This window comes from Agromyces sp. NPDC004153 (genome assembly GCF_053603635.1).
This window is the reverse complement of sequence record NZ_JBSGFY010000001.1, coordinates 706,751-724,670: the sequence shown is the minus strand read 5'-3', so window position 1 is coordinate 724,670 and position 17,920 is coordinate 706,751. Positions and strand designations below refer to the sequence as shown.

Annotated in this window: 22 protein-coding genes; 14 read left to right on the top strand and 8 right to left on the bottom strand. The window is 71.9% G+C overall.

Annotated elements, in window-relative coordinates; genetic code table 11:
- Nucleotides 1-7: 7 nt before the first annotated feature.
- Together ACWEOH_RS03335 and ACWEOH_RS03330 are read left to right on the top strand one after the other, a co-directional pair.
- Nucleotides 8-796: an IclR family transcriptional regulator gene (locus tag ACWEOH_RS03335; protein ID WP_452028230.1), complete on the top strand. Its 789-nt coding sequence runs from the start codon at nucleotides 8-10 to the stop codon at nucleotides 794-796.
- A gap of 9 nt (nucleotides 797-805) precedes the next feature.
- Entirely contained in the window at nucleotides 806-1,000 is a 195-nt protein-coding gene (locus ACWEOH_RS03330) for a hypothetical protein (RefSeq protein ID WP_452028228.1), read from the top strand.
- Between the two features lie 311 nt (nucleotides 1,001-1,311).
- Here ACWEOH_RS03330 and ACWEOH_RS03325 read toward each other — a convergent pair whose 3' ends face one another.
- On the bottom strand, nucleotides 1,312-1,800 hold the full coding sequence (locus ACWEOH_RS03325; protein ID WP_452028226.1) for a hypothetical protein: 489 nt from the start codon (nucleotides 1,798-1,800) through the stop codon (nucleotides 1,312-1,314).
- 232 nt (nucleotides 1,801-2,032) lie between these two features.
- Between ACWEOH_RS03325 and ACWEOH_RS03320 the strand changes: the two genes are divergently transcribed.
- Nucleotides 2,033-2,728: an NAD-dependent deacylase gene (locus ACWEOH_RS03320; protein ID WP_452028224.1), complete on the top strand. Its 696-nt coding sequence runs from the start codon at nucleotides 2,033-2,035 to the stop codon at nucleotides 2,726-2,728.
- A 55-nt stretch (nucleotides 2,729-2,783) separates the two neighbouring features.
- Here the strand turns inward: ACWEOH_RS03320 and nhaA are convergent, their stop codons facing one another.
- Entirely contained in the window at nucleotides 2,784-4,658 is a 1,875-nt protein-coding gene (nhaA, locus tag ACWEOH_RS03315; RefSeq protein ID WP_452028222.1) for a Na+/H+ antiporter NhaA, read from the bottom strand.
- 277 nt (nucleotides 4,659-4,935) lie between these two features.
- Between nhaA and ACWEOH_RS03310 the strand changes: the two genes are divergently transcribed.
- Complete coding sequence (locus tag ACWEOH_RS03310; protein WP_452028220.1) at nucleotides 4,936-5,103, top strand: hypothetical protein; 168 nt, start codon at nucleotides 4,936-4,938, stop codon at nucleotides 5,101-5,103.
- A 150-nt stretch (nucleotides 5,104-5,253) separates the two neighbouring features.
- On the top strand, nucleotides 5,254-5,556 hold the full coding sequence (locus tag ACWEOH_RS03305; protein WP_452028218.1) for a DUF1540 domain-containing protein: 303 nt from the start codon (nucleotides 5,254-5,256) through the stop codon (nucleotides 5,554-5,556).
- A 106-nt stretch (nucleotides 5,557-5,662) separates the two neighbouring features.
- Here ACWEOH_RS03305 and ACWEOH_RS03300 read toward each other — a convergent pair whose 3' ends face one another.
- Entirely contained in the window at nucleotides 5,663-6,253 is a 591-nt protein-coding gene (locus ACWEOH_RS03300) for an NADPH-dependent FMN reductase (RefSeq protein WP_452028216.1), read from the bottom strand.
- A gap of 104 nt (nucleotides 6,254-6,357) precedes the next feature.
- Here ACWEOH_RS03300 and ACWEOH_RS03295 point away from each other — a divergent pair, with 104 nt between their 5' ends.
- On the top strand, nucleotides 6,358-6,849 hold the full coding sequence (locus ACWEOH_RS03295; protein WP_452028214.1) for a MarR family winged helix-turn-helix transcriptional regulator: 492 nt from the start codon (nucleotides 6,358-6,360) through the stop codon (nucleotides 6,847-6,849).
- A gap of 108 nt (nucleotides 6,850-6,957) precedes the next feature.
- Nucleotides 6,958-7,422 carry a helix-turn-helix domain-containing protein gene (locus ACWEOH_RS03290; protein ID WP_452028212.1) on the top strand — a complete coding sequence of 155 codons (465 nt, stop codon included), beginning with the start codon at nucleotides 6,958-6,960 and terminating at the stop codon, nucleotides 7,420-7,422.
- A 19-nt stretch (nucleotides 7,423-7,441) separates the two neighbouring features.
- Here the strand turns inward: ACWEOH_RS03290 and ACWEOH_RS03285 are convergent, their stop codons facing one another.
- From ACWEOH_RS03285 to ACWEOH_RS03275, 3 genes are read right to left on the bottom strand one after another with little or no spacing between them, the layout of a single operon-like run.
- Nucleotides 7,442-8,209: an SDR family NAD(P)-dependent oxidoreductase gene (locus tag ACWEOH_RS03285; RefSeq protein WP_452028210.1), complete on the bottom strand. Its 768-nt coding sequence runs from the start codon at nucleotides 8,207-8,209 to the stop codon at nucleotides 7,442-7,444.
- A gap of 36 nt (nucleotides 8,210-8,245) precedes the next feature.
- Entirely contained in the window at nucleotides 8,246-9,184 is a 939-nt protein-coding gene (locus ACWEOH_RS03280; RefSeq protein ID WP_452028208.1) for a Gfo/Idh/MocA family protein, read from the bottom strand.
- Nucleotides 9,181-10,353, bottom strand: a complete 1,173-nt coding sequence (locus tag ACWEOH_RS03275) for an ROK family transcriptional regulator (RefSeq protein WP_452028207.1) — start codon at nucleotides 10,351-10,353, stop codon at nucleotides 9,181-9,183. The genes ACWEOH_RS03280 and ACWEOH_RS03275 overlap by 4 nt, the downstream gene beginning before the upstream one ends.
- Nucleotides 10,354-10,520: 167 nt before the next feature.
- On the opposite strand from ACWEOH_RS03275, the gene ACWEOH_RS03270 reads away from it, so the two are divergent.
- The 7 genes from ACWEOH_RS03270 to ACWEOH_RS03240 all read left to right on the top strand — a co-directional run bounded on the left by ACWEOH_RS03270 (nucleotide 10,521) and on the right by ACWEOH_RS03240 (nucleotide 16,705).
- Nucleotides 10,521-11,273 (top strand): amino acid ABC transporter ATP-binding protein, encoded by a 753-nt coding sequence (locus ACWEOH_RS03270; protein WP_452028205.1) that lies wholly within the window; start codon nucleotides 10,521-10,523, stop codon nucleotides 11,271-11,273.
- 78 nt (nucleotides 11,274-11,351) lie between these two features.
- On the top strand, nucleotides 11,352-12,293 hold the full coding sequence (locus ACWEOH_RS03265; protein WP_452028203.1) for a glutamate ABC transporter substrate-binding protein: 942 nt from the start codon (nucleotides 11,352-11,354) through the stop codon (nucleotides 12,291-12,293).
- A 72-nt stretch (nucleotides 12,294-12,365) separates the two neighbouring features.
- On the top strand, nucleotides 12,366-13,010 hold the full coding sequence (locus tag ACWEOH_RS03260; protein ID WP_452028201.1) for an amino acid ABC transporter permease: 645 nt from the start codon (nucleotides 12,366-12,368) through the stop codon (nucleotides 13,008-13,010).
- Complete coding sequence (locus ACWEOH_RS03255; RefSeq protein WP_452028200.1) at nucleotides 13,007-13,930, top strand: amino acid ABC transporter permease; 924 nt, start codon at nucleotides 13,007-13,009, stop codon at nucleotides 13,928-13,930. The genes ACWEOH_RS03260 and ACWEOH_RS03255 overlap by 4 nt, the downstream gene beginning before the upstream one ends.
- Nucleotides 13,930-14,943 carry an asparaginase gene (locus ACWEOH_RS03250; protein WP_452028199.1) on the top strand — a complete coding sequence of 338 codons (1,014 nt, stop codon included), beginning with the start codon at nucleotides 13,930-13,932 and terminating at the stop codon, nucleotides 14,941-14,943. Before ACWEOH_RS03255 ends, ACWEOH_RS03250 begins: the two co-directional genes overlap by 1 nt.
- Complete coding sequence (locus ACWEOH_RS03245; protein ID WP_452028197.1) at nucleotides 14,940-15,710, top strand: copper homeostasis protein CutC; 771 nt, start codon at nucleotides 14,940-14,942, stop codon at nucleotides 15,708-15,710. Before ACWEOH_RS03250 ends, ACWEOH_RS03245 begins: the two co-directional genes overlap by 4 nt.
- Nucleotides 15,707-16,705 carry an ROK family protein gene (locus tag ACWEOH_RS03240; protein ID WP_452028195.1) on the top strand — a complete coding sequence of 333 codons (999 nt, stop codon included), beginning with the start codon at nucleotides 15,707-15,709 and terminating at the stop codon, nucleotides 16,703-16,705. The genes ACWEOH_RS03245 and ACWEOH_RS03240 overlap by 4 nt, the downstream gene beginning before the upstream one ends.
- Here ACWEOH_RS03240 and ACWEOH_RS03235 read toward each other — a convergent pair.
- A complete protein-coding gene (locus ACWEOH_RS03235; protein WP_452028194.1) occupies nucleotides 16,653-17,279 on the bottom strand; it encodes a ClpP family protease in 627 nt (208 codons plus the stop codon). The genes ACWEOH_RS03240 and ACWEOH_RS03235 overlap by 53 nt on opposite strands.
- Entirely contained in the window at nucleotides 17,276-17,902 is a 627-nt protein-coding gene (locus ACWEOH_RS03230) for a ClpP family protease (protein ID WP_452028192.1), read from the bottom strand. The genes ACWEOH_RS03235 and ACWEOH_RS03230 overlap by 4 nt, the downstream gene beginning before the upstream one ends.
- Nucleotides 17,903-17,920: the final 18 nt, after the last annotated feature.

Below are 17,920 nucleotides of genomic sequence, written 5' to 3'. Positions count from 1 at the left end.
GCATCCCATGGCCGAGCGCAGCGCCGAACGCACCCAGCGCAGCACCGAACGCACCGAACGCACCGTGCGGGCCGACCGCGGCACCGACTACTCCGCACCCGCCCTCGACAAGGCGCTCGACATCCTCGAGCTCCTCGCGGGGGAGGCGGGCGGACTCACGCAGACCGAGATCGCCGAGCGCGTCGGCCGCAACGTGAGCCAGATCTACCGCGTGCTCGCGACGCTCGAGCGGCGCGGCTACCTCACGCGCGACGACCGGTCCGGACGTTACGTGCTCTCGATGGCGCTCTTCGACCTCGCGCACCGGCACCCGCCGCTGCGCGGGCTCGTGCAACTCGCTTCGGGGCCGATGCGGGCGCTCGCCGACGCCGTGCGCCAGTCGTGCAACCTCGGCATCGACGACGCCGGCGCCGTGCGCATCGTCGCGCAGGCCGAGTCGCCCGCCGACTTCGGCTATCACGTGCGGGTCGGCGCGCGCTTCCCGCTCGAGTCGACGGCGACCGGTGCGGTGCTCGCCGCGGGCACGGATGCCGCGACGGCCGAGCCGATCGCACCGGGCGAGGCGGCGCAGCTCGCCGACGGTTGGCTCGCCCGGCCCGACCGGCTGCAGGCGGGCGTGACGGATGTCGCGGTCGCGATCACCGACCGGCGCGGGCACACGGTCGCCGCACTGACGGTGCCGTACGTCGCGACGTCGTACAGCTCGGTCGGCCTCGACGAGGTGGTGGCCGCGGCCCGCGCGACGGCGGCGGAGATCTCAGCACGACTCGGCGGGATTCCAGCCGCGGCGGACTAGCCTCGAAGGGTGAGCCGCACCCTCTGGACCGTCCTCGGCGTGATCGTCGCCGTCATCGTCGCGTGGTTCCTCGTGGACCTGCTGTTCAGCCTGCTGTGGTTCATCGGCAAGCTCGCGATCGTGGCGGTCGTCGCGGTGATCGTGTTCTTCGTGCTGCGTGCGCTCGTGCGTCCGTCCGACGACCGGCGCGAGATCGAGCGCTGAGCGCGGCCCAGGGGGGCGCGGCATCCGCTCAGTTCGCCACTTCGGCGCCGGAATCGGAGATCCCACGATCCAGGAAACGCGGGAACTCGAAAACTCGGGACCTCGGGACCTCGGGAACTCGGGAACTCGGGAACTCGGGAACTTGGGAACTTCGGAACTTGGGAACCGTATCGTCTGGCGGCAGCAGATCCCGAACGTCGACGTCCCGGATTCCTTCGGAACTTCGGAACTTCGGAACTTCGGAACCCAAGATTCGAGTACGAGAGTGGCACTTCGGCACCTCGGCACTTCGGCACTGCCGACGCGAAGAGCTACCCCGCTCGGTGTGTGCGACCCCAGGGCTTGAACACCGAGAGGGTCATCGCCACGACGAGCGCCGTCGATGACACGATCGGCGGGAACACGAGTGTCGCCGGCATCGTCGGCGTGCCGCCGTCTGCGAGTGCCGCACGTCCCGCCTCGCCCACGGCCGTGACGCCGGGCCAGAGCACGAGTACGAGGAGGGTCACGAGCACGACGTTCACGACGAGCTTCACGAGCACCCACCAGTAGCGCACGAGCCCGTACTTCGTGCCGAGGCCGAGCAGCACGCCGGTCGCGAGCGTGAGCACGCCGACCACCACGAGCGGCCACGTCGCGACGGCGGCCATGGTCGCGGCGGCCGCGCCGGCGCCGGTCGGGTCGCCGAGCAGCGCCGTCCCGACGAGGATCCCGAGCACGAGGTCGAGGCCGAGCCACACCCCGGCGGACGCGATGTGCACGAGCAGCAGGAGCTTCCGCACCCGTGCGGACAGCGGCATCCGGATGACGCGGCCATTCGCCGCCGGGCGTGGTGCGGACGAGCGCGCCGGGGCGGTTCGTGCCCGCGCCGGACCGGGTGGAGTGGTGCGCGTGGCGGTGGACATGCCTCCACGATGCCCGTGGCACGGCGGCGCGGCATCCGCTCGACGGAGTCACCTGCGGTACGCCCGTCGTCGTACGCCGGACGAGCCGACGGATGCGACGCGGGGGAGCGGCGCGGTTCAATGGACCATGCGATTCGTCGTGCTCACGGGCGCCGGCATCTCGGCGGAGAGCGGCGTGCCGACGTTCCGCGATGCCGGCGGGCTCTGGGAGGGGCACCGCGTCGAGGACGTCGCGACGCCCGAGGCGTTCGAGCGGGATCCCGACACGGTGCAGCGCTTCTACGACCTGCGGCGTCACGCCGTCGCGCAGGCCGAGCCGAATCCGGCGCACGATGCGCTCGCGCGGCTCGAGCGCGCGCTCGGCGACGACCTGCTCGTCGTCACGCAGAACATCGACGACCTCCACGAGCGGGCGGGCTCGAAGCGCGTGGTGCACATGCACGGCGACCTGCTCACCGCGCTGTGCGCGAACTGCGGCGCGCGCACGCCCGTCACGGCCGAGCTCGTCGAGCGGCCGCCGTGCCCGGTCTGCGGCCGGCGGATGCTGCGACCCGACGTCGTGTGGTTCGGCGAGATGCCGTACGAGCTCGATGCGATCGACGAGGCGCTGCTCGCCTGCGACGTGTTCGCCGCGATCGGCACGTCGGGCGCCGTCTACCCGGCGGCCGGGTTCGTGATGACGGCCGCGGAGCAGGGCGCTCGCACCGTCGAGCTGAACCTCGCGGCGAGCGAGATCACGCCGCTGTTCGACGAGGTGCGCCACGGACCCGCGAGCCTCGAGGTGCCCGCCTGGGTCGACGAGGTGGTGGCGGCGCGGGGCTGAGCGACGGACGTCCGTCCGAGACTCGGCGCAGACCGTCGCCGCACCGCAGCGGGCGTCAGCCCGTGGCATCCGATCGGGGCTCGCGCTCGGGCTCGGGGGCCGGTCGGCTCGCCTCGAGTGCGCGGATGAGCGTCCTCGAATCCCACGGCCCCATGTGCCGCTTGCCGCCGATGAAGAACGTCGGCGTGGAGTGCAGGTCCATCATCTCGGCGTCGAGCTGGTCGTCCTCCACGCGCCGGATCACCGCGGGGGAGCGCAGGTCGGCCGCGAACCTCTCCATGTCGAGGTCGAGCCGCCGCGCGTACTCGAAGAGGTCGTCGGTCGTGAGGTCGTCCTGGTTCGCGAAGAGCGTGCGCGCCATCTCGAGGAACTTCCCCTGCAGTGCCGCCGCCTCGTAGGCCTGCGCCGCCTCCTTCGCGTGCGAGTGCACGGTCTCGAGCGGCAGGTGACGCCACACCCAGCGCACGTCGTCGCCGAAGTGGTCGATCACCGCGTCGATCGACCCGGTCGCGCGGCTGCAGAACGGGCACTCGAAGTCACCGTACTCGGTGATCTGGAACGGGGCGTCGGGCCGACCGCGGTAGTGGTCGCGCTCGGGATCGAACGGCCGCACGAGCACCTTGCCGATGGGCACCGGCGGGCGCAGGCGGTCGCCGACGGCGAAGATCGCCCAGCCCAGCGCGAACGAGATGACGGATGCCGCGAGCACGCCCACGCGCGCGAGGTCCTGCGTCTCCTCGTCCTCGATCGCGAGACCGACGATGAAGAGGGCGATGGTGAACCCGATGCCCGACAGCGCCGCGCCGCCCGCGATGCGGGGCATCGTGAGCCCGGGCGCCAGGCGGCCGATCCGCAGCATCCGCACGAGCGCTGTCGCACCCGTGATGCCCACGAACTTGCCGACGACCAGACCGGCGACGATGCCCCACGTGATCGGCGACGACACCGCTGCGCCGAGGGTCTCGGGGTCGAGTCGCACGCCGGCGTTCGCGAGCGCGAAGATCGGGAGCACGATGAAGTCGATGTAGGGCGCCCACGCCGACTGGAGGCGCTCGTTGATCGAGATCGAATCGCGCAGGCTGCGGGTGGCGGCGCGCGCGTATGCGGTGTTCGGCGACTCGCGGAAGGCGCGCGTGAGCTCGGCCGCACGCTCGACCTCGGTGCGCCGCGGCGGGAACACCGGGATCAGCAGGGCGACCGCCACGCCCGCGAGCGTGGGGTGCACACCCGCGGCGGCGACCGCGAGCCACAGCGCGAAGCCGAGCACCGTGTAGGCCGGACCGCGGCCCGCCGGCAGGAACCGCACGAGGGCGAGGAGCACGAGCAGCACCGCGACGATCGCGAGCGGCACGACCTGGAGGCCGTTGTTGTAGAAGACCGCGATGACGACGAGCGCGCCGATGTCGTCGACGACGGCGAGGGTCAGCAGGAACGTGCGCAGGCGCGCCGGGAACTTCGGGCCGATGATGGCCAGCGCGCCGAGCAGGAACGCGGTGTCGGTCGAGATCACGACGCCCCATGCATCGGCCTGGCCGGTGTTCGCGTTGAGCATGAGGAAGATCAGCGCCGGCAGGATGAGTCCGGCGATCGCCGCGATCACCGGCACGGCCGCGCGCGAGCGGTCGGTGAGCTCGCCGATGGTGAACTCGCGCTTCACCTCGAGGCCGACGATGAAGAAGAAGAACGCCATGAGCCCGTCGTTGACGAGCTGGTGCAGCGTGAGGTGTGCCGAGAACGTGCCGATCGTGATCTCGACCTCGGTCTCCCAGAACGCCTCGTAGCTCGAGCCCCACGGCGAGTTCGCCCAGGCGATCGCGATCACGGTGCCGAGCAGCAGCAGCATCGCGGCGCTGCGATCGGTCGTGCCGCCCTTCTTCAGGGCGCGACGAACCGACGCGACGGTGGTCGCACTGACGCCGGGGGTCGTCATGCGGTGATGGCCCTGACTACCGTGGCGCGCGGATGAGCGACCAGAGGGCCGCGAGGAGCAGGACGCCGCCCACGGCGCCGATGAGGCCGAGGATCGACCAGAGCACGGTTTCCACATCCATGGCGCACCTCCGGAGTGTCCCGCCCATTCTGGCAAGAGGAGTCCCGTCGGGACCAGTGCCTCGGCCCAGAATGACCCGGCGGGTCGACGCGTCAAGCCGTTGACGGGGTCGGCGCAGCGGGCCGACGCTGGGGGCATCGATGGAGGAGGGTGCACCATGACCGACCCGCGCGACCACGACCCCGACCGCGCCGACCTCGACGCCGACGCCCGAGCCGGCACCGACGACGAGCAGCCCGGTCCCGACGCCGATCGGCTCGACGCCGACAACGCCGTCGAGGCCGACTCCGTCGAGACGCTAGACCCCGACAACCCGCCCGCCTGAGCCCCGCAGATCCGTGGATAGGTGAGGCATACCTAACCAAGAAATCCACCCTGATCTGCGAAAAAGACCGCCGGGGGTACTGCGCGCGACGGCCGTCCGGGGCTAGCATCGCCCATAACGCACGGTCGCGAACCCCCTCAGGAGGTCACCATGAGCATGACGCTCGACGATCTGCCCGCCGTTGCCGAGTGCTCGGTGAGCGGCTGTTCCTACAACGACCACTCGCTTTGCCACGCCGCCGCGGTCACGATCGGCGGGGCGGTCGGCGACGCCGAGTGCGCCACCTTCATCCCGCTCGGCACCAAGGGCGGACTCGACAAGGTCGTGACGCACGTCGGCGCGTGCCAGCGTGCGGAGTGCATCCACAACGACTCGCTCGAGTGCACCGCGGCATCCGTGCGCATCGGGCCCGGCGCCGACGACGCCGACTGCCTGACTTACCAGCCTGCCTGACCGGCACCGCGCACGAGCCGGCGACCGGCTGATCCCGGCGCCGCCTCGCGGACGGACGCCGGGGTCCAGCTCAGGGGGTTCCCCGGTCGTTCGGACGACGCCCGGACTACGCCGCGCGGGCGAGCTCGGCGCGCGACTCGCGCACGCCCTTGAGCGCCGCGGCCCACGGCACGAGCTGGTCGAGCTGAGTCGCGAGCATGCCCTGGTGGTAGGCGGCGGGCGTGAAGTTCACGTACTGCTCGAAGTCGCTCATGAGCGAGAACGACACCTGCTGGCGCACGTCGGCGACCTGCAGCTCGCCGAGGATCAGGCGCAGGTGCTCGGCGGCCCGGGTGCCGCCCGCGGCGCCGTAGCTCACGAGCCCGGCGGCCTTGTCGTTCCACTCGCCGTAGACGAAGTCGAGCGCGTTCTTGAGGGCGCCCGAGGTCGAGTGGTTGTACTCGGGGGTCACGAAGATGTAGCCGTCGAACGAGTCGACCTTCTCGGCCCATGCCTTCGTGTGCGCCTGCGCGTACTGGCCCATGCTCGGCGGCACGGCCTCGTCGAGGTGCGGCAGCGCGAAGTCGGCGAGGTCGACGAGCTCGAACTCGGCGTCGGTGCGGGTCGCGGCGTGCTCGAGCACCCACTTGGCGACCTGGTCGCCGACGCGACCCGGTCGCGTGCTGCCGATGATGATGCCGATCCTGACTGCGGTCATGGGTGGTCCTTCCGGGAAGTAGTTGACGTGTCATCACAATGGTTGACGCGTCATCATAACCCAGAAAGATGACATGTCAACCAAATCTCGGGTAGGCTGGCGTCATGTCCGTGGTGTCCGAGATCGATGAGGCCGATTGGGCGCTGTGGCGCGGGTTCCTCACCATGCACCGCGACCTGATGCGCGAGCTCGACGGCCGCCTGCAGCGCGACGCGGGCATCTCTCAGGCCGACTACTCGGTGCTGCTCACGCTGTTCGACGCGCCCGACCGGCGGCTCCGCCCCGGCGCGCTCGGCGAGGCGCTCGGCTGGGAGAAGAGCCGGCTCTCGCACCAGCTCACGCGCATGGCCGCACGCGGCCTGGTCGAGCGTGCCGAGTGCACGACCGACGGGCGCGGTTCGTGGGTCGTGCTCACGCGCGACGGGCGGCGCACGCTGCTGCATGCGCTGCGCGACCACGCGTCCTCGATCCGGAGCCTGTTCCTCGACGCGCTCGGGCCCGACGAGAAGCGCGCGATGGCGCGGGCGTCCGAGCGGGTGCTCGAGCGGCTCGACGAGGCGGCGAGGCGCGAGGCGACCGTACGCGCGGCGAGCTGAGCGACGGATGCCGCGGCCGGAGCGCGCGGCATCCTGCTGCGCGGCATCCGATTCTGCTCTGAGCGGATCGGCCTGACGCCGGCCGGCACTCGCGATTAGCCTCGGCACATGGGCAAGGTCGTCGAGTTCTCGCGGGCGACCGGCCCGCGCGCATCGAAGCCGCTCTGGCGGCAGGTGCTCGGCGAGGTGCTCCGCGAGGAGCGCCTCGACCAGGAGCGCATCCTCACCGACGTGGCCGCCGCCGCGGGCGTGTCGCCGCAGTACCTCTCCGAGATCGAGCGGGGCCGCAAGGAGCCGTCGTCCGAGATCCTCGGCTCGGTCGCCGACGCGCTCGGGCTCGAGCTCGTCGACATCGTGCACCGCGTCGGCGACCGGCTCGGTGCGCGCCTCGACGACGAGCGTCGCGAGGCCGAGCGTCGCGAGCGGCTCCTCGTCGAGGCGTCGTTCGCGTTCCGCGCCGACGTCGCGCCGGGGCATCCGCTCGACCTCACCGGCACGGATGCACCGGGCACGATCGGGCTCGGCGCGGCGACGCTCGCCGAGCCCGCCGACGTGTTCCTGCTCGCCGCCTAGCCCCTCGAAGCGACCGACCCTAGAAGAGGGTGAAGCCGCCGTCGACCTTGACGATCGAGCCGGTCATGAAGCTCGAGGCGTCGCTGGCGAGGAAGATCGCCACCGGCCCGAGCTCGTGGGGGAGTCCGTAGCGCTTCATCGGCGCCGGATCGACGACGTGGGGCGTGAACTCGGGCTGGTCGACGGGCGACATCTCCGTCAGGAAGTAGCCGGGCGCGATCGCGTTGACGCGGATGCCGTATGGCGCCCACTCGGCCGCGAGCCCCTCGGTGAGGTGGTGCACGGCGGCCTTCGAGGTGAGGTACGAGATCTGCCACCTCGTCTGGTTGACGATCTGCGCGGACATCGACCCGATGTTCACGATCGCGCCACCGCCGCGCTCGGCCATGCGCCGGGCCACGGCGCGGCTGCAGTACCAGACGCCGTCGACGTTGACCGACATGACGTCGCGCCACACCTCGTCGGGCGCGTCGAAGGCGGCACCGCCGATGCCGATCCCCGCGTTGTTCACCAGCACATCGATCGGACCGAACCCGTCCTCCACCTCGGCGACGGCGCGCTCGACGTCGTCGACGTCGGAGACCTCGAGGCGCACGCCGTACGCACGGATCCCGGCGTCGCCGAGCTCTCGGGCAGCGCGCTGTGCGGCCTTCGCGGTCGTCGCGCTGACCGCCACGGCGGCACCGGCTTCGCCGAGCGCCTGCGCCATGGCCCGGCCGAGCCCCCGGCTGCCCCCGGTGACGAGCGCGGTCCTGCCGCGCAGGGAGAAGGTGTCGAGTGCGTTCATTCGGGACTCCTCTGGTTCGGGACCGGGCCTTCGGCCTCAGTCGACGAGCGGGACGCGCGCACCCGACGCCAGCGACGTGCGCGCGGCGACCGCAACGCGGAGGGCCGCGATCGCGTCCTCCGTCGGGCATCGGCGAGGGTCGGCGTTCGACTCGACGCACTCCAGGAAGTACCGGGCCTGCGTGAGGAACGGGTCGTCGGGCGGGTCGGCGGAGTCGACCGAGGCGATCGCGTCGGTGCCGGTCGTTCCCACGATCTCGAGTGCGCTGCGGAACTCGGAATCGGCGGGCAGGTCGGCGACGCTCAGGACCTGGGCGACACCGCCGCCGGCGTACTCCACGGTCGTCGCGACCGGTGCGCCGAAGCCGCCGCCGCGCTCGCCGCCATGGACGCTGCGCACCGCGACCGGGGTGCCGAGCAGCAGGTTCGCCTGGTCGAAGTCGTGGATGGCGAAGTCGACCAGGATCCCGCCCGAGCGTCGCTCGTCGTCGAACCACGACCCGCTGGGCGGGCCCGACGAGAGTCGGGCGGCGCGGACCGCGCGCACCCGGCCGACCGATCCGTCGGCGACCCGGTCGGCGAGCTCCGCGTACCGGCGCATGAACCGGACGACCTGCGCGACCATCAGCACACCCGCACTGCGACGGGCGGCCTCCGCGACCGCCTTGGCGTCGGCCACGGTCAGCGCGATGGGCTTCTCGAGCAGCACGTTCCGCCCATGGCGGAGCGCCTCGATCGCGATCTCGGCATGGGACGGCGTGGGCGTGCACACCGAGAGGATGTCGACCGCCTCGTCGGCCAGGACGTCGTCGACGTGGGTGACCCAGCGGGCGAGCGGCGCGGCCTCCAGCCGCGGGCGCGTCCGAGGCGAGACGACGTACGAGATCGCGTCACCGAGCCCGGCCCGGCTCCATGCGCCGGCGTGCGCCTTCGCCATGCGCCCAGCGCCGACGATGGCGATGCGGTGCGCCGTCATCGTGCCGCTTCGAGCTCGTGCACGTCGAAGATCCGGTCGAGCACGAGGCCTCCGGCGCCGAGGATGCCGGCGTGCTCCTTCGCCTGGCTCACGACGATGTCGAGCTCGTCGGTGATCATGGGGAGGCACTCGAGGTAGATGGCCGACCGCACCCCCGCGACGAACGCCTCGGCGTCGCCGAGGATGCCGCCGAGGACGAGGCGCTGCGGGTTGAAGAAGTTCATGATCGTCGCGAGGACGCGTCCGACCCGGGTGCCGGCCTCGCGGAGCATCCGGGTCGCGAGTGGATGCGCGTCCCTCGCGAGCGCGAGGACGTCGTCGACGCTCTCGACCTGGACCCCGGCGTCGCGGAGCGCGCGGACGATCGCCCGGCCCCCGGCGACGGCGTCGAGGCATCCGGTGCGCCCGCATGAGCAGAGCACGGGCGGCGCGTCGGGGACGGTGACGTGGCTGATGTCGCCCGCCATGCCGTGGTGGCCGTGGTGCAGCGAGCCCGACGCGATGACGCCGCATCCGATGCTCGACCCGACCTTCACGAAGACGAGGTCATCGATGCTCCGATCGAGCCCGTGCTCGCCGAGCGCCATGAGGTTCGCGTCGTTGTCGACGACGGTGGGGAGCCCCGTGAGGTCGGACACCGCGGCGGCGACGTCGACGCCGTTCCATCCCGGCATGCGCGAGGGCGACACCAGCGTCCCGGTGCGGGAGTCGACCGGCCCCGGCACCCCGATGCCGTATCCCCGAAGGCGCTGCCCCGGTTCGGCGTGCTCGGCGACGAGGGCGTCGGCGACGCCGACCATCCAGGTGAGGATCGGCTCGACGCCGTCGGCGATGTCGATGCGCTCGCGACGCGTGGCGATGAGCCGGCCCGAGAGGTCGAGGAGGCCGAAGGTCGCGTGCTGCGAGCCGAGGTCGACGGCGCACACGACGCCGGTCGTCGGGTCGACCTCGAGTGCGCGCGGACGGCGACCGCCCTGGGAGACGCCCATGCCCGCCTCGCGCACGTAGCCCGCGTCGATGAGCACGTCGATGCGTTGCGCCACCGTCGTGGGCGACAGTCCGGTGACGCGCGCGATCTCGGCGCGCGATCGCGCCTGCCCGCTGCGGATGAGCCCGAGCATGGCGCCGGCCGAGGCCTGATGCCGAAGCAGGTCGTTCGAGCCGTTCATCGCCCCGGATCCCTTCCCCACGTTGACGCGAGATCTCGACGCTGAGTGGTGCGTCCGAGACTACTGTACGCCATTCGTCCAAAACTGGATGAAGAAAATGCATAGTTGCACCTTCAGAGTGATGTTAGTACGCTCGCCGCAACAACCCGACGACGATGCGAGGAAAGATGCCAGCAACGGAGCCCCGGCCCATGGTCAGCCTGCGGGGTGTCGACAAGTACTTCGGTGAGCTGCACGTGCTGAGGCGCATCGACCTGACCGTCCGCGCGAGCGAGGTCGTCGTCGTGGTCGGCCCGTCGGGTTCCGGCAAGTCGACGCTGTGCCGGTCGATCAATCGTCTCGAATCGATCGACGCGGGCGAGATCCGGGTCGACGGCGAGCTCCTCCCCGTCGAGGGACCGGCCCTCGCGGCGTTGCGCGCCGACGTCGGCATGGTGTTCCAGTCGTTCAACCTGTTCGCGCACCGCACCGTGCTCGAGAACGTGACGCTCGCGCCCGTCAACGTGCGACGCGTGCCCAAGGCCGAGGCGCGTCGGGAGGCGATGGAACTGCTCGACCGCGTCGGCATCGCCGACAAGGCCGGGCACCTGCCCGCCCAGCTCTCCGGCGGACAGCAGCAGCGTGCTGCGATCGCGCGCGCGCTCGCGATGCGTCCCAAGGTCATGCTGTTCGACGAGCCGACGTCGGCGCTCGACCCCGAGATGGTCGGCGAGGTGCTCGACGTGATGACCTCGCTCGCCGCGGAGGGGATGACGATGATCGTCGTCACCCACGAGATGGGGTTCGCGCGCCGGGCCGCGGACCGGGTCGTCTTCATGGACCAGGGGCAGATCGTCGAGGAGGCCGCCCCCGACCGGTTCTTCGATGCGCCCGACTCCGAGCGCGCCCGTTCGTTCCTGGCCTCCGTGCTGTCGCACTGACCCCACTGTCGACCGGCCTCGCGCGGTCGCCCGAGACCTTCGCCACCCCAACCACCCCAGAGGAAGGACGCACCACCCATGTTCCGGATCACACGACGGAAGGCTGTCGCCGGCGCCGCACTGGCCGCCGCAGCCCTCGCCCTCACCGCGTGCTCGAGCACCACGAGCCTGCCGGGCGACGAGAACGACGCGGATGCCGCGGCCGAGGCGAACTCCGTGTTCGCCGACGCGCCGGTCGCCGCGGACGACCTGATCCTGCCCGGCTCGACGATGGAGCGGATCAGGGAGCGCGGCACGCTCGTCGTCGCCGAGGCGCTCGACGCACCGCTGCTCTCCCAGCAGAACCCGACCGACCCCGACAGCGTCGAGGGCTTCGACGCCGACCTCGCCAAGCTCCTCGCGATCTACATCCTGGGCGAGCCGAACGTCGAGATCGTCCCGCCGGCCACCGAGACGCGCGAGGCGATGCTCCAGAACGACACCGTCGACGTCGTGTTCAACACGTACACGATCACGCCCGAGCGCGCCGAGCAGGTCTCGTTCGCCGGCCCCTACTTCGAGTCGGGCCTGGCCGTCGCCGTCAAGAGCGACAACGACGAGATCAAGGGCATCGAGGACCTCGACGGCAAGGAGGTCATCGTCGGTGCGAACACGCCCGCCGTCACCGCCGTGCCCGAGCAGGCGCCCACGGCCAACGTCACCGCATTCGCGACGGACCCGGCCGCCGTGCAGGCACTCCTCCAGGGCCGCGGCGACGCGTACGTGCAGGACTACACGCTGCTCGCGAGCAACGCGGCCAACGACTCCGCGCTGAAGGTGGTCGGCACGCCCTTCACGAAAGAGCCCTACGGCATCGGCCTCAAGCATGGCGACGACGAGTTCAAGTCGTTCATCAACGACTGGCTGCTCGAGATCCAGGAGAGCGGCCACTGGGCCGAGGCCTGGAAGACCACCCTCGGCACCGTCACCGACTCCGACGTGCCCACCGCACCCGAGATCGGCTCCGTCCCCGGTTCCTGATCGACGCGGGTGCGGCGAGCCGCCCGGCCCGCCGCACCCGCTCCGACCGGCGCACCGCGCCAGTGAGTGCTCATGAATCCCCTCATCGACAACCTCGGCCTCGTGCTCGAGGCGCTCGGCACGACCCTCATGATGGCGGTCGTCGCGGGCGTCGGCTCCATCCTGCTGGGCGTGCTCGTCACCGTGGCCCGGGTGAGCCCCATCCGCGCCCTCCGGGTCGCCGCCTTCGGGTACGTGCAGTTCTTCGTCAACGTGCCGCTGCTCGCCCTCCTGCTGCTCGCGGTCTTCGCTCTGCCCGACGCCGGGCTCATGCTGCCGCTCACCCCGACCGCGATCATCGTGCTCATCGTCTACGAAGCCGCCTACGTCTCCGAAGCCGTGCGCAGCGGCGTGAACACGGTCGCCGTCGGGCAGCTCGAGGCGTCCCGGGCACTCGGACTCACGCTCGCGCAATCGCTGCGCCTCGTCGTGCTTCCCCAGGCGCTCCGCGCGGTCGTGCAGCCGATCGGCAACGTCATGATCGCGCTCGCCATGAACACGGCCCTCGCCGCCGCGGTCGGCGTCGTCGAGCTGACCGCCGCCGTCAACAAGATCAACCTCGTGGCGGCCCAGCCCATCCTCATCTTCTCGAGCGCCGGTGTCATCTACATGGGCATCGCGCTCGCCATCGGGCTCGCCGCCGGCAGGGTCGAACGAAAGGTGGCGATCGTCCGATGACCGCCCAGCTCATCCCCGACCGCCCGACAGCCGTCCGCCGCCAGGACCGTGCGCCCCGGTACGCGGCCGCCTTCCTCTACGACGAGCCCGGGCCGCGTGCGAAGCGTCGTCACCTCATCGGCTCGGTGGTGAGCTGCGCCGTGTTCGCGGTCGTCGTCGGCCTCGGGCTGTGGCAGTTCGCCTCCCACGGGCAGCTCGACCCCGAGAAGTGGGTCCCCTTCACCGATCCCGCCGTCTGGCAGTACCTGCTGGTCGGACTCATGGGCACGCTCGAGGCGACCGTGGTCGTCGCGGTGCTCGGGGCGGCCCTCGGTGTCGTCCTCGCGTTCGGTCGCATGAGCCACCGCCCCTGGATCCGCGGCCTGAGCGGCGCGTACATCGAGATCGCCCGCACCGTGCCCGTGCTGCTCGTGATCTACCTCATGCTGTTCGGACTTCCGCAGATCGGCATCAACGTGCCCACGCTCTGGAAGCTCGCCATCCCGCTCACGATCGCGAACTCCGCCGTGTTCGCCGAGATCATCCGGGCGGGCGTCCTGAGCCTGCCGCGTGGACAGCGCGAGGCGGCGCTCAGCCTCGGCCTGCGCTCCGCGCAGGCGACGCGTCTCGTCGTGCTGCCGCAGGCGGTGCGCAACGTGACGCCGTCGCTCGTGACCCAGCTCGTGAGCCTCATGAAGGACACGTCGCTCGGGTTCATCGTGGCGTTCACCGAACTGCTCTACCGCGGGCAGGTCCTCGCGACGTACCTCCACCTGCTCATCCCGACCTACCTCGTGGTGACGCTCATCTACCTCGTCGTCAACGGAAGCCTCTCCGCGCTCGCGGCGCACCTGCAGCACCGCCTGCATCGCACGGGCTCGCCGCTGCCCCGACTCCCTCGTCTCCCCGCCCTCTCGGGCGCTGCCAGGAAGGCCTCGTGATGCCCCACCCGTCCACCGCGCACCCGACCGATCCCGCGCTCGCCGAGCTCGCGATCGTCGAACGCTCGGGCATGATCGAGAGTCGCCACTTCGGCTCGATCGTCGCGATCGGACCCGACGGCGAGACGCTGCTCGAACTCGGGGAGCCCGACGCGCGCATCCTCCCGCGCTCGACGGTGAAGCCGTTGCAGGCGCTTGCGTGCCTGACCGCGGGCGCCGAACTCCGCGGCCCCGAGCTCGCGATCGCCGCGGGCAGCCACACGGGCGAGGACGAGCATGTTCGCGTGGTCGCCGACCTCCTCGCGCGCGCCGGCCTCGACGAGTCCGCGCTCGGCTGCCCGGCTGATCGTCCGGAGGACGAGTCGACCTTCGAGCGGCTCCTCCGCGCCGGCGCGGCGCGGACGCCCATCCGGATGAACTGCTCGGGCAAGCACGCGGCGATGCTGCTCGCCGCCGCCGCGAACGGCTGGTCGACGCACGACTACCTCGACCACGGCCACCCCGTCCAGCAGGCCGTGCGCCGCACGATGGCGCTGGTCACCGGCGTCCCCGTCGCCCGCGACGCCGTCGACGGGTGCGGGGCGCCGCTCTTCGACACGACGGTCCGCGGTCTGGCGCAGGCGTTCCGCACGCTCGTGCTCGCCGACCCGGCGACGCCGGCAGGCCAGGTCGCGAGCGCGATGCGCGCGCACCCGTTCTACGTCGGCGGCACGGGCCACCAGAACTCCCGGCTCATGGAGACCGTACCCGGCGCGCTGGCCAAGGGCGGCGCCGAGGGCGTGATCGGCGTCGCGGCGCCCGACGGCACCTCCGTCGCGATGAAGGTCGTCGACGGCAGCCCGCGGGCCACGACGCTGCTGGCCCTGGACGTGCTCGGCACGCTGGGCGTCGACGTCTCCGACGCGGGCGAGCTCGCCCGGGTTCCGGTGCTCGGCGGCGGCCGTCCCGTCGGCGCGATTCGCGTCGGCGACGACCTCGACGCGGCGCTGCGCGTGCGCGTGGCCGCACGATGACGCTGCTCGAGGTCTGCCTCGACGACGTCGACGGCGCTCCGGTCGCCGAGGCTGCCGGAGCCGACCGCCTCGAGCTGTGCGCCGCGCTCGGTGACGGCGGCATCACCCCGAGCGTCGGCACGGTGGCCGCCGTATTCGACCGCGTGCACCGCGTCGGCGTGCAGGTGCTCGTGCGCCAGCGCCCGGGCGACTTCGTCTACAGCAGTGCCGAGCTCGAGGCGATGGCCGCCGACATCCGGATGATCCGTGCCCTGCCCCGCCCCGACGCGGTGCGGCTCGGGTTCGTGGTCGGCGCCCTCATGCCCGACGGAACCATCGATCGCGCAGCCACCGAGCGTCTCGTGGCGGTCGCTCGCGACGTGCCGGTGACCTTCCACAAGGCGTTCGACCAGTCTCCCGACCAGTTCGCAGCGCTCGACCAGCTCATCGACCTCGGCGTCGAGCGGGTGCTCACCTCGGGCGGGGCCGCTTCCGCGATCGAGGGCTCCGAGCGGCTCGCCGAGCTCGTCTCGCACGCCTCGGGTCGCATCGCGGTGCTCGCCGGCGGCGGAGTGCGTCCCCACAACGTGGAAGCGCTCGTGCGGACGACCGGCGTTCGCGAGGTGCACCTCCGCCCCGGCGCGGCGGTGCCCAGCGCGGCGATCGCCAGCACGATCGACGCCTCGCCCACCGCGCGAAGCTACGATTCCGGCCACCGCATCGCGACCTCGGGCGTGCTCGTCGCCCGCATGCGCGCCGTCCTCGACCACACGATGGCGAGCGCATGACCGCCCCGCACCGCCCCCGGGCCGTCCTCGCGGTCGACCTCGGCGGCACCACGATGAAGGGGGCGGTCGTCGACGAGCACGGGCGCACCCTCGCCCGGCGGACCGTCCTGACCCCGTCGCACGACGTCGAGCTCGCGCTCGTCGATCTGTTCACGGAACTGCGCGACCTCGCCCTGGCCGCGGCGACGATCCCCGTGGGTGCGGCGGTCGTGACGCCGGGTTCGGTCGACGAGTCGCGCGGCGTGGTGCGGTACGCGTCGAACCTCGGTTGGCAGGACATGCCGCTGCTCGACCTGCTCGCGTCAGCCCTCTCGTTGCCAGTGGCCGTGGGTCACGACGTGCGGTCGGCGGGTCTCGCCGAGCAGCGATTCGGCGCGGCGCGGGGTCGCGACGACTTCGTGCTCATCCCGATCGGCACCGGGGTGGCCGCCGCGGTGGTGACCGGCGGGGGCACGGTGACCGGGGCGACGGGCGCGGCCGGCGAGTTCGGCCACATCCCGGTGATCGCCGGCGGTGAGCCGTGCACCTGCGGCCAGCGCGGATGCCTCGAGGTCTACGCCTCGGGTGCCGGCCTCGCCAGGCGGTACGCGGCTGCCGGCGGCGGCGAACGAAGCTCCCGGGAGATCGTCGGCCGCCTCGGATCGGATGCCATCGCCGATCGCGTCTGGTCGGAGGCCGTCGACGTGCTCGCCCAGGGGCTCAACATCCTCACCCTGCTGCTCGATCCCGGCGTCATCGTGCTCGGCGGCGGGTTCTCGCGCGCGGGCGACGCACTGCTCGAGCCGCTCGCCGAGCGGATGACCGCGGGGCTGGCGTGGCGCGAGCGTCCCGAGGTGCTCACGAGCGAGCTCGCCGACGAGGCGGGCCGCATCGGCGCCGCGATCCTCGCGTTCGGGGCGGCCGGCCTCGGCGACGTCATCGACACCTGGTCCGCGGCATCCGTCATCGGGCGCTCGCAGGCGACGACTCGGCGTTCACCGGCACCGGTGCCGTGAGCACGTGGTCGGCGAGCCCGTAGGCCACTGCGTCGGCCGCCGGCAGGATCAGGTCGCGGTCGGTGTCGTGCCGCAGCGTCATCACGTCGCGCCCGGTGTCGGCGGCGAGCGCCGCCTCGAGGTCGGCGCGCACGCGCAGCACCTCGTCGGCGTGCAGGATGAGGTCGGGCACGGTCCCTCGCCCCTGCGTCGAGGGCTGGTGCAACGTCACCTTGCCGTGGGGGAGGATCGCCCGCTGCCCCTTCGCTCCGCCCGCGAGCAGCACCGCGGCCGGACCGCCCGCCTGGCCGACGCACGTCGTCGCGACATCCGGCCGGATGTGCTGCATCGTGTCGTAGACCGCGAGCGCCGCGCCGGGCGAGCCGCCGGGGGAGTTGAGGTAGAGGCTGATCGGCACGTCGCCCGACTCCGACGCGAGGTGCAGGAACTGCGCGATGAGCACGTTCGCGACGCCGTCGTCGATCTCGGTGCCGAGGTAGACGATGCGCTCGGAGAGCAGGCGGCTGTACACGTCCATCGTGCGCTCGGCGTTGCCGCGCTTCTCGACGACGTAGGGGATCGTGTAGGAGCTCATGCCGGCACCCGCAGTCCGGCGACGGGCCGCGCACTCCCGCCGAAGAGGTCCTCCGAACCGTGCACGACGCGGTCGATGAAGCCGTAGTCGACCGCCTGCTCGGCGGTGTACCAGCGGTCGCGCAGCGAGTCCTGCGTGATGCGGTCGAGCGGCTGGCCGGTGAGCTCCGCGGTGATGCCGAGCACGACGTCGCGCGTGTACCGCAGGTCGTCGGCCTGCAGCTCGACGTCGACCGCGGTGCCGCCGATGCCGGCCGAGCCCTGGTGCATGAGGATGCGCGCATGGGGCAGCGCGAACCGCTTGCCCGGCGTGCCCGCGGTCAGCAGGAACTGGCCCGCGCTCGCCGCCCACCCGACGGCGATCGTCGTCACATCGTTCGGGATCGCCCGCATCACGTCCATGATCGCGAGCATCGCCGGCACCGAGCCGCCCGGTGAGTTGATCCAGAAGCGGATGTCGCGGCGCGGGTCGTCGGCCGCGAGCGTGAGCAGCTGCGCGATGAGGCGGTTGCCGCCGGCCTGGTCGAGCTCCTCGCCGAGCACGACGATGCGCTCGTGGAACAGGCGTCGGGTCAGCTCGGCGTCGATGGGCTGGACGGGTGGTGGGGCCTCGTGATCGCTCATGTCCCCAGCCTGCGACGC

What these genes read in the sequence shown, in the direction of transcription:
- ACWEOH_RS03230 (WP_452028192.1), bottom strand. Translation starts at nt 17,902, where the DNA reads ATGAGCGATCACGAGGCCCCACCACCCGTCCAGCCCATCGACGCCGAG.
- nhaA (WP_452028222.1), bottom strand. Translation starts at nt 4,658, where the DNA reads ATGACGACCCCCGGCGTCAGTGCGACCACCGTCGCGTCGGTTCGTCGC.
- ACWEOH_RS03290 (WP_452028212.1), top strand. Translation starts at nt 6,958, where the DNA reads ATGGGCAAGGTCGTCGAGTTCTCGCGGGCGACCGGCCCGCGCGCATCG.
- ACWEOH_RS03235 (WP_452028194.1), bottom strand. Translation starts at nt 17,279, where the DNA reads ATGAGCTCCTACACGATCCCCTACGTCGTCGAGAAGCGCGGCAACGCC.
- ACWEOH_RS03260 (WP_452028201.1), top strand. Translation starts at nt 12,366, where the DNA reads ATGAATCCCCTCATCGACAACCTCGGCCTCGTGCTCGAGGCGCTCGGC.
- ACWEOH_RS03245 (WP_452028197.1), top strand. Translation starts at nt 14,940, where the DNA reads ATGACGCTGCTCGAGGTCTGCCTCGACGACGTCGACGGCGCTCCGGTC.
- ACWEOH_RS03275 (WP_452028207.1), bottom strand. Translation starts at nt 10,353, where the DNA reads ATGAACGGCTCGAACGACCTGCTTCGGCATCAGGCCTCGGCCGGCGCC.
- ACWEOH_RS03255 (WP_452028200.1), top strand. Translation starts at nt 13,007, where the DNA reads ATGACCGCCCAGCTCATCCCCGACCGCCCGACAGCCGTCCGCCGCCAG.
- ACWEOH_RS03310 (WP_452028220.1), top strand. Translation starts at nt 4,936, where the DNA reads ATGACCGACCCGCGCGACCACGACCCCGACCGCGCCGACCTCGACGCC.
- ACWEOH_RS03300 (WP_452028216.1), bottom strand. Translation starts at nt 6,253, where the DNA reads ATGACCGCAGTCAGGATCGGCATCATCATCGGCAGCACGCGACCGGGT.
- ACWEOH_RS03305 (WP_452028218.1), top strand. Translation starts at nt 5,254, where the DNA reads ATGAGCATGACGCTCGACGATCTGCCCGCCGTTGCCGAGTGCTCGGTG.
- ACWEOH_RS03240 (WP_452028195.1), top strand. Translation starts at nt 15,707, where the DNA reads ATGACCGCCCCGCACCGCCCCCGGGCCGTCCTCGCGGTCGACCTCGGC.
- ACWEOH_RS03265 (WP_452028203.1), top strand. Translation starts at nt 11,352, where the DNA reads ATGTTCCGGATCACACGACGGAAGGCTGTCGCCGGCGCCGCACTGGCC.
- ACWEOH_RS03335 (WP_452028230.1), top strand. Translation starts at nt 8, where the DNA reads ATGGCCGAGCGCAGCGCCGAACGCACCCAGCGCAGCACCGAACGCACC.
- ACWEOH_RS03270 (WP_452028205.1), top strand. Translation starts at nt 10,521, where the DNA reads ATGCCAGCAACGGAGCCCCGGCCCATGGTCAGCCTGCGGGGTGTCGAC.
- ACWEOH_RS03295 (WP_452028214.1), top strand. Translation starts at nt 6,358, where the DNA reads ATGTCCGTGGTGTCCGAGATCGATGAGGCCGATTGGGCGCTGTGGCGC.
- ACWEOH_RS03320 (WP_452028224.1), top strand. Translation starts at nt 2,033, where the DNA reads ATGCGATTCGTCGTGCTCACGGGCGCCGGCATCTCGGCGGAGAGCGGC.
- ACWEOH_RS03285 (WP_452028210.1), bottom strand. Translation starts at nt 8,209, where the DNA reads ATGAACGCACTCGACACCTTCTCCCTGCGCGGCAGGACCGCGCTCGTC.
- ACWEOH_RS03325 (WP_452028226.1), bottom strand. Translation starts at nt 1,800, where the DNA reads ATGCCGCTGTCCGCACGGGTGCGGAAGCTCCTGCTGCTCGTGCACATC.
- ACWEOH_RS03280 (WP_452028208.1), bottom strand. Translation starts at nt 9,184, where the DNA reads ATGACGGCGCACCGCATCGCCATCGTCGGCGCTGGGCGCATGGCGAAG.
- ACWEOH_RS03250 (WP_452028199.1), top strand. Translation starts at nt 13,930, where the DNA reads ATGCCCCACCCGTCCACCGCGCACCCGACCGATCCCGCGCTCGCCGAG.